The sequence below is a fragment of the Maribacter aquivivus genome (assembly GCF_900142175.1).
In the GTDB taxonomy this organism is placed as follows: domain Bacteria; phylum Bacteroidota; class Bacteroidia; order Flavobacteriales; family Flavobacteriaceae; genus Maribacter; species Maribacter aquivivus.
On the sequence record NZ_FQZX01000002.1, the window covers coordinates 1,070,190 to 1,084,546 of the forward strand.

The window sequence follows — 14,357 nt, forward strand, 5'->3', positions numbered from 1 at the left end:
AATCTCAATTAGGTTTTGTATTTTTGATCTTCAATTAAAACTACAAAAAATCAGAATATGAGCACTTTCGATATTATTGTTTTAGGTAGTGGTCCTGGCGGATATGTAACTGCTATTAGGGCTGCACAATTAGGCTTTAAGACCGCCGTTATTGAAAAAGAAAGTTTAGGAGGCGTTTGCTTAAATTGGGGCTGTATACCTACCAAAGCTTTGTTGAAATCTGCACAAGTATTTGAATACTTGAAACATGCAGAAGACTACGGTTTAAAAATTAAAGGTGCCGATAAAGATTTTGATGCGGTTGTAAAAAGAAGCCGTGGCGTTGCGGAAGGAATGAGCAAAGGTGTTCAATTCTTAATGAAGAAGAATAAAATTGAGGTTATTAAAGGTTACGGAACCTTAAAAGCAGGAAAGAAAGTTTCAGTTAAGGCTGAAGATGGTTCTATTACTGAATACAGCGCAAACAACATTATCATTGCAACAGGTGCAAGAAGTCGCGAACTACCTAGCTTACCACAAGATGGTAAAAAAATTATTGGGTACAGACAAGCGATGACTTTAAAAAAACAACCTAAGAAAATGATTGTCGTTGGTAGTGGTGCAATTGGTATAGAATTCGCTTACTTCTACAACTCTATGGGCACCGAGGTTACCGTAGTTGAATATTTACCGAACATTGTACCTGTTGAAGACGAAGATATTTCTAAGCAATTAGAAAGAAGTTTCAAAAAAGCGGGGGTTAAAATTATGACCTCTGCAGAAGTTACTTCTGTTGACACTTCTGGCGATGGTGTAAAGGCTACTGTTAAAACAGCAAAAGGAGAAAAAGTTCTTGAAGCTGACATCGTATTATCTGCGGTTGGTATTAAAACCAATATTGAAAACATAGGATTAGAAGATGTTGGTATCGCTACTGACAGAGATAAGATTTTGGTAAATGATTATTACCAAACTAACATACCAGGATATTTCGCAATTGGTGATGTTACACCGGGTCCAGCACTTGCCCACGTTGCATCTGCTGAAGGTATTTTATGTGTAGAGAAATTAGCAGAAATGCATGTTGAGCCTTTAGATTATGGTAATATACCAGGTTGTACATACTGTTCTCCTGAAATTGCTTCTGTTGGTTTAACCGAAAAACAAGCTAGAGAAAAAGGTATTGATATTAAAGTTGGTAAATTTCCTTTCTCTGCAAGTGGTAAAGCACAAGCTTCTGGTGCATCTGAAGGATTCGTTAAAGTTATATACGATGCCAAGTACGGCGAATGGTTAGGTTGCCATATGATTGGTGCAGGTGTAACAGATATGATTGCTGAAGCAGTTCTTGGTCGTAAACTAGAAACTACCGGTCATGAAGTATTAAAAGCTATTCACCCACACCCAACCATGAGCGAAGCTGTTATGGAAGCTACTGCAGCAGCTTATGACGAGGTAATACACTTATAATTAAATACAAAATAGTATAGCATGTTAAAGTTATTTCGAGCAACGGCAATTTTAGAAGGAATCTCCTATTTGGCGTTGTTCGGGGTAACCATGCCATTAAAATATTGGGCAGAAATACCAGAACCAAATAAATTGGTAGGCTACGCTCACGGTTTCTTGTTCATTGCCTTTATAGCGCTAACATTAATAGTAGGGTTTACACACAAATGGAGCTTTAAAAAGGTATTTATTTTTGGTATAGCATCACTTCTACCCTTTGCTACATTCTACGTCGAAGAGAAATATTTAAGACCTGAAGATAATGCTTAAGGCAAATTTATTTTAACCGCCTCTAGTTCATAAATTTATACCTAAGAACTTACTCTATTATTAAATAGCGGTATTCATACGTAAAAAAGTGTTTTGAGTAAATCAAAAAAGTTTTACTTTTTAAAACAAAAAGCTCTCGATAGCAAGATCATAGCTTTTTAAACCAAAACCAAGTATGACACCAGTTGCAGCAGGCGATATGTAAGATACATGCCTAAATTCTTCGCGCTGATGTGTATTTGATATATGAACTTCAATTACAGGAGTTTCTACTGCTTTCACAGCATCTCCAATACCCACAGAAGTATGTGTGTATGCAGCTGCATTCAAAACTATACCATCATAAGAAAAACCGGTTTCTTGAATTTTAGAAATTAGTTCACCCTCAATATTAGATTGAAAATATTCTAACTCTATATCTTTAAACTTGAACTGTAATTTTGAAAAGTAATCTTCAAAAGTTTCAGAACCGTAAACGTCTGGCTCCCTTTTTCCTAATAGATTTAGGTTGGGACCATTTATAATGATAATCTTCATACATCAAAAATAATGAATGTTACCTTACAATGAATTAGAAATATTGGTTGTAAAAATAATACTTAAATGAAGTCTTCAACTAGCGACGGGTTCTATATTTAGGTTCGAAATTATAAACGATACCCAAGGTAACTGTAGACCATGTAGTTTCTTCGGTATCTATACCTGTGTAAGAAAAATTAACCTCAACGCTTGAACTCATTAGATAAGCAATTGTAGGTCTATAATAAAGACCACCTTCATTACCTTCGTTAATACCCATGGCATAACCTACATTACCACCAAATGAGAAATAATTTGATGTCCAAAAACGAACGCCGGCAGACAATGGCAAAAACTGAACAGCTTCTTGTTCTTCTCTAATAATCGTTGTTTGAAAGGTTTCTGCAAAACCATGTATAAAACCTACTGCGGGTCCTACATCTACTACTTCACCTAACGGATACATGTATGAGAAATCTGCTCCAAGCACAACACTTACTGCTTCATTATAATCATCTAGTGGAATACCTCCTTGTATACCGAACTTGAACCCTTCTTGAGCGAAAATTCCGGTTGAAAGACATAATGCAAATAATAAAATGAAATACTTATTCATGGTTTGGTCGGTTTATTTCTTACAAAAATAGAGGTAAGACTAAGCTTACAAGCATCTTTGTTGTGAATACCATAAAAGTAGTGGTACAACTAACTTTTAGATAGGTCATGTTAATTTACCGCATCTAAATACAACCCATATTACTACATTATCATATTCACAATTAATGTATTCTTTATCTTTAAACCATGAATTGGAAACATGCATTAAAAGATTACACAGTATATCTTAAGCTTGAACGAGGGTTATCAAAAAACTCTATACAGAGTTATACTATGGATATCGAGAAATTGATGTCTTTTCTTGATGCACATGCCATTACTACCACCCCAATTCTTATTGACAAAAACACTGTTCAGCAGTTCATATATGAAATTGCCAAAGTGGTCAACCCTAGATCACAAGCACGAATTATATCGGGACTCAAAAGTTTTTTTAACTATTTAATTTTTGAAGATTACCGAAAAGATAATCCCTTAGATTTAATAGAATCTCCGAAGATCGGACGAAAACTACCTGACACACTTTCTGAAAATGAAATAGACAAATTAATCGGCGCTATTGATTTAAGCTCTGCCCAAGGCGAGCGCAACCGAGCTATGCTAGAAACTCTATATGGTTGCGGACTAAGAGTTTCTGAACTAATCGGTTTAAAAATATCTGATCTATTTTTTGAGGAAGACTTTATTAAAGTTACGGGTAAAGGTGACAAACAACGATTTGTACCCATAAGCTCTGTAAACAAAAAATACATTGATATTTACAGAAATGAAATTAGAGTTCACCTAAATATTCAAGAAGGTTTTCAAGACATTCTATTTCTTAACAGACGTGGTAAGCAACTAACACGAGCCATGATATTTACTATTGTAAAAAACTTAGCTGTAACTATAAATTTGAATAAAAGTATTAGTCCGCACACCTTTAGACATTCTTTTGCTACTCATTTACTTGAAAATGGTGCCGATTTACGATCTATACAACAGATGCTTGGGCACGAGAGTATCACCACAACAGAGATATACATGCATGTAGATAGGTCACACTTAGCTGAAGTCATGAATACATATCACCCTAGAAAAGGTTATTAAAATTTCCATTTACTACCAATAGCATATACCGAAGGCATTGTTACCTGAGTTTCACCAAAAGCGCCAATATTTGACTTATTTAGTAGAACATTACTCTTCAACTCTATCATGAAATTGTCACTTATATCATAACCAGCACCAGCCACAAAACCAAGACGATATGGTGTTTGTCCAACTCCTGCCTTTTCTGTAGCAACCTCTGCTTCTAAACCACTAAGCAGATATAATTTTTCATTTAAGTACACTTTAGCCAATACACTGGACCTAAACCTTTCACTTAATATATATGTATCATAAAAACCCTGTAATTCTAGTTTTAACGATTTTGTAATACCGTACTGCATCATAAAAGATTTATGAATATCGCCTGTAGCACCAGTTGGGTAGGCATGATCTGTAATTAAAAATCCTTTCTGAGACGACTGCAACCCCGATACCGGAGGCTCCTCTATTGTCTGCCCCCTAGAAGCAATTACGAAAAATAATAGAAAACCACTTACCAGTACTTTCATAGGTTGAATATCGGTTATTGAAATAAATTCCTACAAAAGATATTTTAAAAATAAGAATCAACGAAATACTTGGCAAAAATTTAACTGCCAAGCATTTAGAAAACTTCCATTATAAATATGAAAATTGAAAAAGTCTTAATCTTTAAATTGGCTGTAATCTCTTTTAAATGGACGGATGATCAATCGTGCTTCACGATCAAATCGAATATAGTTATATACCCAGTTGATAAACACCACCATTCTATTTCTAAATCCGATTAAGAAAAATAAGTGTACAAACATCCAAACAAACCAAGCAAAAATTCCCTGAAATCTGAATTTCTTAATATCGCAAACTGCTTTGTTTCTACCAATAGTCGCCATGCTACCTTTATCAAAGTAGACAAATGGTTTCATAGGTTTGTTCTCCAATAAATTCACCAAGTTTTTACCTAATAGTTTACCTTGCTGTATTGCAGGTTGTGCTACCATTGGGTGCCCACGAGGGTTATCTTCGGTCGCCATACAAGCGATATCACCAATAGCAAATATATCAGGATGACCTATTACCTGATTGAATTCATTAACATTTATTCTATTGCCGCCAGCAATTACGCCTTCAGCATCTAAACCTTTAATACCAGCACCTTTTACCCCTGCTGCCCAAACTACAGTAGCTGCATCGAATTTTAAATCTGTTTTTGTTGTAACTGTCTTACCATTATACCCGGTTACCCGAACTCCCTTCCAAACCTGAACCCCTAACTTTTCTAAGAAATCTTCAGCCTTTTTTGATGCTTGCGCACTAAAACCTGGTAGTAAACAATCGCCACCTTGTACAATATTTATCTGTGCTCTTCTTGTATCTAAATCTGGGTAATCTTTTGGTAAAATACCTTTCTTTATTTCTGCTAAAGCACCAGACAGCTCAACCCCTGTTGGTCCGCCACCTACAATCACAAAATTCATCAAAGCATCTCTTTCATGGTAATCATCTGTGAGAAGTGCTTGTTCAAAATTCTCTAAAATTAAACTACGAAGATTTAATGATTGCGGAATCGACTTCATAGACATCGCGTTCTTTTCTATCTCCTCATTTCCAAAGAAATTAGTTTCAGAACCTGTTGCGACTACTAAATAGTCATAACTTAAATCACCAATATTTGTGTTCAACTTTTTGCCAGCAATATCTATACGCTCTACTTCTGCTAAACGGAAATAAAAATTATCATACCCTATTAAAACTTTACGAAGCGGGTATGCTATAGAATCTGGTTCAAGACCACCGGTAGATACTTGATATAATAAGGGCTGAAAAGTATGGTAATTGTTCTTATCAATAAGAACAACCTGAACTTCTTGCTTACTTAATTTTTTAGCTAGAGAGACTCCGCCAAAACCACCACCTATTATTACAATTCTAGGATAGCTCGAAAGTGGTATGTTCATAGTATAAGTACTTAAATGCGAAATTAAACAAATGGATTTCTACTTTAAAATAATAATGTGTTTTTAGTATCTTTAAGGTCTAACTCAAACAAACACCACAATGCGTAAAACCCTTATTTTATTGGCGGCACTAAGTGCTTCCTACTATTCAATGAATGCTCAAAAGAGCGAAAAAGATATTATTAAAAATTTAGAGCAGAAAAGTACTGATTACGGAATTATAGCTCAAAATATTTGGGAATTTGCAGAAATGGGATACCAAGAAGAAAAAAGCTCTAGTCTTCTACAACAAACACTGCAAGATGCCGGGTTTACTATTAAAAAAGGCGTTGCAGGTATACCTACAGCATTTATAGCGGAATATGGTAGTGGTAGTCCTGTAATTGCTATTATGGGTGAATTTGATGCCCTACCCGGTCTTTCTCAAAAAGCGGTAGGTGAGAAGACATCAGCAGGTGCAGTTGCAGGTCATGCATGCGGACACCATTTATTCGGTACGGCTTCCACAGCTGCTGCCATTTCAACAAAAGAATGGTTAGAAGCCAACAAATCTAAAGGAACTATTCGTTTTTACGGTACACCTGCAGAAGAAGGTGGTTCTGGTAAAGTGTATATGGTTCGTGAAGGACTTTTTAACGATGTAGATATTGCATTACACTGGCATCCAGGAGCTCAGAATGCCGCGAGTGCTGGCGCAGCCTTAGCAAATAAATCGGCTAAATTTAGATTTCATGGTATTTCTGCACATGCCGCGGCATCACCAGATAAAGGGCGCTCTGCATTAGATGGCGTTGAAGCTATGGATATGATGATCAATATGATGCGTGAGCACATACCGCAAGAAGCTAGAATTCATTACGTAATTACAGATGGCGGTAAAGCACCAAACGTTATTCCTGATTTTGCAGAAGTGTATTACTATGCTCGCCATAATAGACGCGACGTTGTTATAGAAATTTTTGATCGTATGGTGAAAGCTGCTGAAGGTGCTGCTTTAGGTACCGGTACAACGATGGATTATGAAATGATAGGTGGTACGCATGAGTTACTACCAAATCTTACTTTACAAAAAGTGATGCATGAAAACCTATCTGAAGTTGGTGGAATGGAATATACAGCCGAAGAAAAGGCTTTTGCCGATAAAATTGCAAAAACATTAGGTCAAGATAAAGCAGATCTTGCAACTGCAAAAAATATACAACCATATAAGACCGAAGCTAAAGCATTTGGATCCACAGATGTTGGCGATGTTAGTTTTACCGTACCAACAGTTGGTTTTAGCACGGCTACTTGGGTGCCAGGTACACCGGCGCATAGCTGGCAAGCAGTTGCTGCGGGCGGTACTTCTATTGGTAATAAAGGTATGATGATCGCTGCAAAAACATTGACGATGACAGCAATTGATTTATTCAAGGATAAAAAATTAGTAGCATCTGCCAAAGCTGAATTCTTGGAGAAACGAGGTGCTGATTTTAAATACATTCCTCTTTTAGGGGATAGAGCACCTGCTTTAGATTATAGAAAATAGTCATAGATTACTATTAGATTAAAAAGTGCCAAAGAATACTTTGGCACTTTTTTTATGTATTTGTAGATTTATTGTAACAAAAGAAACTATTGATAGACTAACGTGATAAGAACAACCAACCAATAGTGAATAAAGAACTTGAACACAAATTTGTGACCGAGCTGCAGGACAATCAAAATATTGTCCATAAAGTGTGTACCCTGTATACAAATGACCGCGACTCTCACAATGATTTGTTTCAAGAAATAACTATTCAATTATGGAAAGCTTATCCCAAATTTAGGGGCGAAGCAAAGTTTAGCACGTGGATGTATCGTGTGGCATTGAACACTGCCATAACCTTATATAGAAAAAATAAAAGAAGAATTGATACTGCTGATTATGAGTCTATAATTTTCAAAATTAAGGCAGATGAGTATGATGAAACCGAAGAATTGCAATTAAAATTAATGTACAAAGCTGTAAAGCAATTGAATGACGTTGACAAAGCATTGGTTTTTTTATATCTGGAGGATAAAAATTATACTGAAATCTCAGAAACTTTGGGTATTACCGAAGTAAATGCACGAGTGAAGATGAACCGTATCAAAACAAAATTAAGAACCATTTTGAATCCATAAGCATATGACGGACGAACTGGAATTATTAAAGAAAGACTGGCAGAAAAAGGAATTTAACGTTCCTAAACTGAGCTATGAAGATATTCACAAAATGATATGGAAGAAATCTTCCTCTATTGTTAAATGGATATTGATTATTAGTATTTTAGAATTTACCTTACCCCATCTTTTATACCTATTACCTTCTATGCGTGAAGGAATGGAAATCTATGATAAAATTGGCGTATCTAAATATCTACTGATTATTTCTGTATTTACTTATGCAGTTGCATTTTACTTCATATTTCAATTCTATAAGCGATTTAAAGAAATATCTGTTTTAGATAATTCTAAAAACTTGATGAAGAAAATTATAAAGACAAGAAAAACAGTAAAGCACTACGTCATTTTTTCATTATCAATGATAATGGTTACCATTATAATTATGATTATAGGGGTTTATTTAAACGACAATATAGTTTCAGCGTTCCCAGAACTTAAAGAAAGTCTAGAAAACATATCTGCAGAAAAACTAAAGATAACCGTTATGCTTTCTATAGGAATCTTTGGCGTAATCTTAACTTTGTTAATGGGAGTAATTTACTTTTTACTTTACGGTCTTCTACTAAGAAAATTAAAGAAAAATTATAGTGAATTAAGGCACTTAGCAGTTTAAGAATTTCTCCACTTACGCTGCTTGTTTTCCTCTTCTACAGCCATTAAATCTTTTTTAGAAATCACCTTTAAAAATGAAGGATGTTGCTCTATGGCGTACTCTAACTTTTCAATTATTGATTCAGAAGATTCATTCTCATAATCTATTTGTAACGGCTCTTTAATAACCATAGATTGAAGAATTCCTTTTTTCTTGACACGAAGTCCTTTTTTATCAAAAGAACGTCTAAATCCATCAATTACTACCGGTACAACTACTGGTTTATATTTTTTAATTATATGTGCAGTCCCCTTTCTTAAAGGTTTCCACGGTGTTGTAGTCCCTTGAGGAAAAGTGATAACCCAACCATCATTTAAAGCTAAACCAATACTAGAGATATCGCTCATTTTTACTTGACGCTTTACATCTTTACCTTCAGAACGCCATGTTCTTTCTACACTTACAGAACCTGCATAGGCCATAATTTTGGTCAATAGACTTTTTCTCATGGTTTCTGCAGCCGCAACATAGTACATATTCAATTTTGGCTGCCATATATAACCTAAATTTTTTATAGAATCTTCTCGGCCACTTAAGCTAGCATTGAATACATGAAACATAGCCACTACATCAGCAAAGTAAGTTTGATGGTTACTTACAAATAGTACATTTCTATCTGGCAAGCTTCTAATAATATCAGAGCCTTCAATTTCTAACGTATTAAATCCTTTATATCGCTGATGCGAAAGCAAGGCCAAAATACGAATTAGCCATTTTTTAATATATAAATTATGCCCGAAAGGGTTTTTATCGAATAATCCCATAGAATGCTAAAATAAATAAATATGCCTTACAACACCTGCTTTAATAACTCTTTAATCTCATTCAACATCATTGCCGTAGCACCCCAAACAATATAACCGTTTAATTTAAAGGCAGGTACTTCAATATCTACAGCATAAGAGGTTGTTATTTTTTTGGAAACAATTTTTGATTCGTCTAAAAAATCTACAATTGGAACTTCTAGAATCAATTCTACTTCTGATTCTTGCTTTACAAAAGGTTTTGGTTCTTTATACAGCCCAATAAATGGCTGAACAATAAAATTACTTGGAGGAATAAAAATTTCTGAGATTTCTTTCACCAAGGTAACATCTTTGGGCTCCACCCCTACTTCTTCATAGGTTTCGCGTAATGCAGTAGTAAGCAATCCGCCATCAGATTTTTCTACTTTACCGCCCGGAAAACCTACTTGGTTAGAGTGCACACCTTTATATGTTTTTCTAAGAATCAACAATAGATTGGTATTTTGATTTACCGTTGGATAAAACAAAGCCATAACTGCCGCTTTTCTCGGATTCTTCTTCGCCTGATTAATTCGCTGCAATTCTTCTATACGAATTTCTGGAGCCATTTTATGCTGTGAAGCTTCTCCCGGTAGCGGTAGATCCTTTATTTTTGATATTTGTTGTTCAAAAAAATTAAAATCCATGCGTTCACTTAAATTCTATATATTTCTTTTTATTGCTATTGCAGCTTTAACTGGCTGTAAAGATACTTCTAAGAAAGTTGATACTACAATTTCTACAGCAAAGACCACCATAGACTCTACTAAAATTAAAGAAAAAGAAATTATAAATGACGAGCAAGAAAAAGCTTTTGAACTTACTGAAGACAATGCCATTGATTTCTTTTTTAATTATGAAAAAACTTTAAAATCGAATAAAGTAAAAATTACTACCAATCTTGGCAGTTTTACTATAGAGCTATTTGATAATGTACCTTATCACCGAGCCAATTTCATTTACCTTACTGAAAAGGGTTATTTTGATTATACACAATTTCATAGAGTGGTGAAAAATTTCATTATCCAAGGTGGCAATTCTGATGACGAGAAAACAGGAAAGAAGAGAAATGAAATTGGCAGGTATTTATTACCTCCAGATACTCGAAAAGGACATAAGCACCACAGAGGTACCGTTTCTATGCCTAGTAGCGAAATGGATAACCCTCATATGCTAGCATCACCTTTTGAATTTTTCATTGTCGTTACCAACCCTGGGTCGTATCATTTAGATGATGAATACACCCCTTTCGGCAGGGTTATAGAAGGGATGGATGTCGTTGACAAAATTAATAATGTACCCGTTGAAAAAGGAGATTGGCCTTTGCAGAATATCTACATCGAAAAGGCTGAAGTACTAGAGTAGCTTTTGGCTTTTGGCTTTTGGCTTTTGGATTTTGGCTTTTGGATTTTGGATTTTGGCTTTTGGCTTTTGGCTTTTGGCTTTTGGCTTTTGGCTTTTGGCTTTTGGCTTTTGGCTTTTGGCTTTTGGCTTTTGGCTGAATTACAAATATTTAGCTTCGCCAAATAATCCAAAAAAATATTTACACTCCTGCACGATAAATATTTGGTAATGATATTTTAAAACGCACTGCTAGAACTCTCATGATTATAATGGTCACAATTGCCATAGAATAGGCTATTGTATTTTGTATTGGAAATTGTATTAAAAGAAAATAAACTAAGCCACCTAAAATGCATACTGTTGCGTAAATCTCTTTTCTGAATATTACAGGAATTTCATTACATAAAATATCTCGAATCACTCCGCCAAAGCAAGCTGTTATTGTACCTAAGGCTATGCACATAACAGGCGGCAACTCTGCAGCTAGCCCTTTTTCAATTCCAACCATGGTATACAAACCAATACCAATAGTATCAAATAGAAAGAGTGATTTTCTAACGTATTTCAACTGCTTTACGAAGATGATTGCCAACAACACTGTAATTACAATAATAAGTAAATGCATGGGTGCATTCAACCACCCTACGGGTTTAATACCAATTAATAAATCACGTAAAGTTCCGCCACCTACCGCTGTTACAAAGGCTATTATAAACACACCAAAAGCATCTAGTCTTTTATCCATCGCAACTAAAACACCTGAAATGGCAAATGCAATAGTTCCTAAAATATCAATGATGAAATAAAACATTGGTTATAGCTTTTGAGTAAAATAATTATAATCTTTTAAGACCGTATCTAAATACTGCTTATCATACAAATCTGAATTGGTTTGCAATATACTATCTACTTTATCTCTAAGCGCCTTCATCGTTTTAAAATCATTGCTTTTTTTAGCTATACTAAAGGTTTCTTTGATCAGTCTTACATCTTTATCGGTCAGTATGGTAACATTCACAAATTTAGGCACATATGTATCCTCCACTTCTTCTAAAATTGTATGAGAAACTTTAGTCTTGTTTTTGGTACTAATTACCACTGTACCTGCAGCTGCATCACCTAAACGCTGTCTTTTTTCAGAGAATAGAATGGTTAGTATACCAATAGACCCAACAAAGATCCAGATATCAACCAAACGAAGCATCCAACGAATTAAATAATTACTCCAATTTACCGGGGAACCATCAACCGATACCACTCTCATTTTCATAATCATTTTACCAACAGTTCTACCATTGAAAATTATATGCATTAATAAACTATAAAACATTGCGGGTAAGGTGATTAAACCAACAATACCTCTCTGCGTCCATCCATCATCATAAATATAACCAATGGCGTCACCAATTAAATCAACTAGAATATAATAGAGATACAATATAAATGCATCTATAAAAAATGCCACAATTCGTTCACCAATACTTACAATAGTATAATTAAGGTTCACATTTTGCGTTGTATTGATTTGGAGGTTATTCATTTAGTCTTAAATTTAACGAGGTAATAATAGTTTATGCGCGAAGCTGCTTTTGTGAAGCAAAATAAGGAAAAATGGATAGCATTTGAAAATGCCATACACCTTGATGCTACCTCAAACCCAGATGAACTTGCCAATGGTTACATTCAACTTACTAATGATTTAGCCTACGCACAAACGTATTACGCAGAAAGTAAGACTTTATTGTATTTAAACGGATTAGCTTCACAAGCACACCAAAAAATTTATAAGAATAAAAAAGAAAGTAAAAACCGAATTCTTAGTTTTTGGGTTACCGAATTCCCTCTTTTTTTCAAACAATATCACACCACACTTGGTATTGCTTTTTTAATATTTATTATAGCATCTGCCATTGGCTCATTATCTGCCTTGAACGATGCTACCTTTGTTCGTTTAATTTTAGGCGATGCATATGTAAATGAAACCCTTAATAATATTGCTAACGGTGACCCTGCCGCTATTTACAAAGGTGGTAGTGAAATTGGCTCATTTTTAGGTATAACAATCAATAATATTCGAGTTGCATTTCTTGCCTTTGCATTTGGTGTAATTACTAGTATTGGCACTGGTTATATTCTTTTTAGTAATGGCGTTATGCTGGGCGCATTCATTACTTTCTTTTATACTAAAGGGGTTTTCTTTGAAGCAAATAAGCAAATATGGCTACATGGTACCATAGAAATTTCAGTAATCATAATTGCCGGCTGTGCTGGTTTAATTATGGGCAATAGCATTCTATTTCCAAAAACGTACTCTAGGCGGGTATCTTTTATGAAAGGCGCTAAAGACGGATTAAAAGTTGTGGTCAGTACTATTCCGTTTTTCATTATTGCCGGTTTTATTGAAGGTTTTATTACACGTTATACCGGTATGCCCAATTGGCTGGCTTTTTTAATAATTGGTGCTTCTTTATTTCTAATTATATTTTATTACATCGCTTACCCGATCATACTTAATAACCAATATGAAAGACAATTACATACCGTTACGGGTAAACCGTGATTTTGGCGGAATAGTATCCGTTTATTTCGACTTTTTTAAACAGAATATTAAAAACTTTACCAATGTTTTTATCAGTTATAATGGTGTTTTTTTAATAGGTCTTTTAATAACCAGCTATTTATTAGTATCTGGTTTTTTAGGAATGATTGCGCAAGAATCTAGCAATAATTCTTTTGGTAATGGTAATGAATTTGAACAGGACTATTATATTTATTTAGGTGTCGGCGGATTTTTATTCGTTATTATTTTCTTAGGTGTTGCCTTCTTAAACTACTCGCTTTCTACGAGCTATATGATAAAATATGTAGAGACTAGAGATGAAAATGTAGATAAAAAAGAAGTTTGGGAACTAGCCAAAAGCCAATTCGGAAATATCTTTGTATTTGTATTATTATTGATACCGATTTACTTCGTTTATTTTATTGCAGCCATTATTTTAAATATCATACCATTATTAGGTTTTATAGCACAGTACATTGTACAATTTGGTTTAACCGCATGGATAGGTGTTTCATTTTTTGATATGCTTCAAAAGAAAAAAGGTGTTACAGAAGCATTAGGCGAAGGTTGGAAATTAGTGACTACAAATTTCTGGAAATCTATTGGTGTCAACTTTATCTTAGGTATCTTACTAGGTATCTTACTAATGATTGCATTAATTGTACCTGGCATTATTGTAGGCATTTACACCTTTCATGTAGTTGAAAACAATGTAGATTACTCCCACTCTATCGTTTCTACAATAGTTTATACTTTAGGTACTTGTATTGTATTAATTATTGCAGTGTACGGTCAATGTCTTTCTCAATTTGTAAATGGGTTATTATATTATGCGCTACACGAAAAAACATATAATGAAAACACTAGAGCTACTATCGAACAAATAGGTCAAAACGATTAAG

General features: G+C 34.5%; 18 protein-coding genes. 10 read left to right on the plus strand and 8 right to left on the minus strand.

Annotation, left to right across the window (positions count from 1 at the left end; genetic code table 11):
- Positions 1-57: 57 nt before the first annotated feature.
- A complete protein-coding gene (gene lpdA, locus BUC31_RS15280; protein ID WP_073245683.1) occupies positions 58-1,449 on the plus strand; it encodes a dihydrolipoyl dehydrogenase in 1,392 nt (463 codons plus the stop codon).
- 21 nt (positions 1,450-1,470) lie between these two features.
- Positions 1,471-1,758: a DUF3817 domain-containing protein gene (locus BUC31_RS15285; RefSeq protein WP_073245685.1), complete on the plus strand. Its 288-nt coding sequence runs from the start codon at positions 1,471-1,473 to the stop codon at positions 1,756-1,758.
- A gap of 120 nt (positions 1,759-1,878) precedes the next feature.
- Here the strand turns inward: BUC31_RS15285 and aroQ are convergent, their stop codons facing one another.
- Both aroQ and BUC31_RS15295 read right to left on the minus strand, forming a co-directional pair.
- Positions 1,879-2,295 carry a type II 3-dehydroquinate dehydratase gene (gene aroQ / locus BUC31_RS15290; protein ID WP_073245687.1) on the minus strand — a complete coding sequence of 139 codons (417 nt, stop codon included), beginning with the start codon at positions 2,293-2,295 and terminating at the stop codon, positions 1,879-1,881.
- A gap of 79 nt (positions 2,296-2,374) precedes the next feature.
- Positions 2,375-2,893 carry an outer membrane beta-barrel protein gene (locus BUC31_RS15295; protein ID WP_073245689.1) on the minus strand — a complete coding sequence of 173 codons (519 nt, stop codon included), beginning with the start codon at positions 2,891-2,893 and terminating at the stop codon, positions 2,375-2,377.
- A 188-nt stretch (positions 2,894-3,081) separates the two neighbouring features.
- On the opposite strand from BUC31_RS15295, the gene xerD reads away from it, so the two are divergent.
- Entirely contained in the window at positions 3,082-3,984 is a 903-nt protein-coding gene (gene xerD / locus BUC31_RS15300) for a site-specific tyrosine recombinase XerD (RefSeq protein WP_073245691.1), read from the plus strand.
- Here the strand turns inward: xerD and BUC31_RS15305 are convergent.
- Together BUC31_RS15305 and BUC31_RS15310 are read right to left on the minus strand one after the other, a co-directional pair.
- Positions 3,981-4,496, minus strand: coding sequence for a hypothetical protein (locus BUC31_RS15305; RefSeq protein ID WP_073245693.1), 516 nt, complete (start codon positions 4,494-4,496; stop codon positions 3,981-3,983). The two genes, xerD and BUC31_RS15305, sit on opposite strands and share 4 nt — an antisense overlap.
- 135 nt (positions 4,497-4,631) lie before the next feature.
- The gene (locus tag BUC31_RS15310) at positions 4,632-5,924 is read right to left on the minus strand and encodes an NAD(P)/FAD-dependent oxidoreductase (RefSeq protein WP_073245695.1); all 1,293 of its coding nucleotides are present in this window, start codon (positions 5,922-5,924) and stop codon (positions 4,632-4,634) included.
- 100 nt (positions 5,925-6,024) lie between these two features.
- On the opposite strand from BUC31_RS15310, the gene BUC31_RS15315 reads away from it, so the two are divergent.
- The 3 genes from BUC31_RS15315 (at position 6,025) to BUC31_RS15325 (ending at position 8,727) form a co-directional block, all read left to right on the plus strand.
- Positions 6,025-7,452, plus strand: coding sequence for an amidohydrolase (locus tag BUC31_RS15315; protein ID WP_073245697.1), 1,428 nt, complete (start codon positions 6,025-6,027; stop codon positions 7,450-7,452).
- A gap of 125 nt (positions 7,453-7,577) precedes the next feature.
- The gene (locus tag BUC31_RS15320) at positions 7,578-8,072 is read left to right on the plus strand and encodes an RNA polymerase sigma factor (RefSeq protein ID WP_073245699.1); all 495 of its coding nucleotides are present in this window, start codon (positions 7,578-7,580) and stop codon (positions 8,070-8,072) included.
- 4 nt (positions 8,073-8,076) lie between these two features.
- A complete protein-coding gene (locus tag BUC31_RS15325) occupies positions 8,077-8,727 on the plus strand; it encodes a hypothetical protein (RefSeq protein WP_073245701.1) in 651 nt (216 codons plus the stop codon).
- Here the strand turns inward: BUC31_RS15325 and BUC31_RS15330 are convergent.
- Together BUC31_RS15330 and BUC31_RS15335 are read right to left on the minus strand one after the other, a co-directional pair.
- On the minus strand, positions 8,724-9,530 hold the full coding sequence (locus BUC31_RS15330) for a lysophospholipid acyltransferase family protein (protein ID WP_073245703.1): 807 nt from the start codon (positions 9,528-9,530) through the stop codon (positions 8,724-8,726). The two genes, BUC31_RS15325 and BUC31_RS15330, sit on opposite strands and share 4 nt — an antisense overlap.
- Positions 9,531-9,556: 26 nt before the next feature.
- On the minus strand, positions 9,557-10,198 hold the full coding sequence (locus BUC31_RS15335; protein WP_073245705.1) for an NUDIX hydrolase: 642 nt from the start codon (positions 10,196-10,198) through the stop codon (positions 9,557-9,559).
- On the opposite strand from BUC31_RS15335, the gene BUC31_RS15340 reads away from it, so the two are divergent.
- Positions 10,197-10,916, plus strand: coding sequence for a peptidylprolyl isomerase (locus BUC31_RS15340; protein WP_073245707.1), 720 nt, complete (start codon positions 10,197-10,199; stop codon positions 10,914-10,916). The genes BUC31_RS15335 and BUC31_RS15340 overlap by 2 nt on opposite strands.
- A 3-nt stretch (positions 10,917-10,919) precedes the next feature.
- Positions 10,920-11,081, plus strand: coding sequence for a hypothetical protein (locus tag BUC31_RS20345; RefSeq protein ID WP_170861968.1), 162 nt, complete (start codon positions 10,920-10,922; stop codon positions 11,079-11,081).
- 13 nt (positions 11,082-11,094) lie between these two features.
- Here BUC31_RS20345 and BUC31_RS15345 read toward each other — a convergent pair whose 3' ends face one another.
- A complete protein-coding gene (locus BUC31_RS15345; RefSeq protein WP_073245711.1) occupies positions 11,095-11,706 on the minus strand; it encodes a trimeric intracellular cation channel family protein in 612 nt (203 codons plus the stop codon).
- A gap of 3 nt (positions 11,707-11,709) precedes the next feature.
- Positions 11,710-12,435 carry an RDD family protein gene (locus BUC31_RS15350; protein WP_073245714.1) on the minus strand — a complete coding sequence of 242 codons (726 nt, stop codon included), beginning with the start codon at positions 12,433-12,435 and terminating at the stop codon, positions 11,710-11,712.
- A 33-nt stretch (positions 12,436-12,468) separates the two neighbouring features.
- Between BUC31_RS15350 and BUC31_RS15355 the strand changes: the two genes are divergently transcribed.
- Together BUC31_RS15355 and BUC31_RS15360 are read left to right on the plus strand one after the other, a co-directional pair.
- On the plus strand, positions 12,469-13,455 hold the full coding sequence (locus BUC31_RS15355) for a stage II sporulation protein M (protein ID WP_073245716.1): 987 nt from the start codon (positions 12,469-12,471) through the stop codon (positions 13,453-13,455).
- On the plus strand, positions 13,418-14,356 hold the full coding sequence (locus BUC31_RS15360; RefSeq protein ID WP_073245719.1) for a hypothetical protein: 939 nt from the start codon (positions 13,418-13,420) through the stop codon (positions 14,354-14,356). Before BUC31_RS15355 ends, BUC31_RS15360 begins: the two co-directional genes overlap by 38 nt.
- Position 14,357 lies beyond the last annotated feature (1 nt).

Excerpts from the sequence above, each read along its gene's own strand:
- BUC31_RS15360 (WP_073245719.1), top strand. The coding sequence starts at position 13,418 with ATGAAAGACAATTACATACCGTTACGGGTAAACCGTGATTTTGGCGGA.
- aroQ (WP_073245687.1), bottom strand. The coding sequence starts at position 2,295 with ATGAAGATTATCATTATAAATGGTCCCAACCTAAATCTATTAGGAAAA.
- lpdA (WP_073245683.1), top strand. The coding sequence starts at position 58 with ATGAGCACTTTCGATATTATTGTTTTAGGTAGTGGTCCTGGCGGATAT.
- BUC31_RS15310 (WP_073245695.1), bottom strand. The coding sequence starts at position 5,924 with ATGAACATACCACTTTCGAGCTATCCTAGAATTGTAATAATAGGTGGT.
- BUC31_RS15325 (WP_073245701.1), top strand. The coding sequence starts at position 8,077 with ATGACGGACGAACTGGAATTATTAAAGAAAGACTGGCAGAAAAAGGAA.
- BUC31_RS15340 (WP_073245707.1), top strand. The coding sequence starts at position 10,197 with ATGCGTTCACTTAAATTCTATATATTTCTTTTTATTGCTATTGCAGCT.
- BUC31_RS15355 (WP_073245716.1), top strand. The coding sequence starts at position 12,469 with ATGCGCGAAGCTGCTTTTGTGAAGCAAAATAAGGAAAAATGGATAGCA.
- BUC31_RS15305 (WP_073245693.1), bottom strand. The coding sequence starts at position 4,496 with ATGAAAGTACTGGTAAGTGGTTTTCTATTATTTTTCGTAATTGCTTCT.
- BUC31_RS15285 (WP_073245685.1), top strand. The coding sequence starts at position 1,471 with ATGTTAAAGTTATTTCGAGCAACGGCAATTTTAGAAGGAATCTCCTAT.
- xerD (WP_073245691.1), top strand. The coding sequence starts at position 3,082 with ATGAATTGGAAACATGCATTAAAAGATTACACAGTATATCTTAAGCTT.
- BUC31_RS15315 (WP_073245697.1), top strand. The coding sequence starts at position 6,025 with ATGCGTAAAACCCTTATTTTATTGGCGGCACTAAGTGCTTCCTACTAT.
- BUC31_RS15335 (WP_073245705.1), bottom strand. The coding sequence starts at position 10,198 with ATGGATTTTAATTTTTTTGAACAACAAATATCAAAAATAAAGGATCTA.
- BUC31_RS15345 (WP_073245711.1), bottom strand. The coding sequence starts at position 11,706 with ATGTTTTATTTCATCATTGATATTTTAGGAACTATTGCATTTGCCATT.
- BUC31_RS15330 (WP_073245703.1), bottom strand. The coding sequence starts at position 9,530 with ATGGGATTATTCGATAAAAACCCTTTCGGGCATAATTTATATATTAAA.
- BUC31_RS15350 (WP_073245714.1), bottom strand. The coding sequence starts at position 12,435 with ATGAATAACCTCCAAATCAATACAACGCAAAATGTGAACCTTAATTAT.
- BUC31_RS15295 (WP_073245689.1), bottom strand. The coding sequence starts at position 2,893 with ATGAATAAGTATTTCATTTTATTATTTGCATTATGTCTTTCAACCGGA.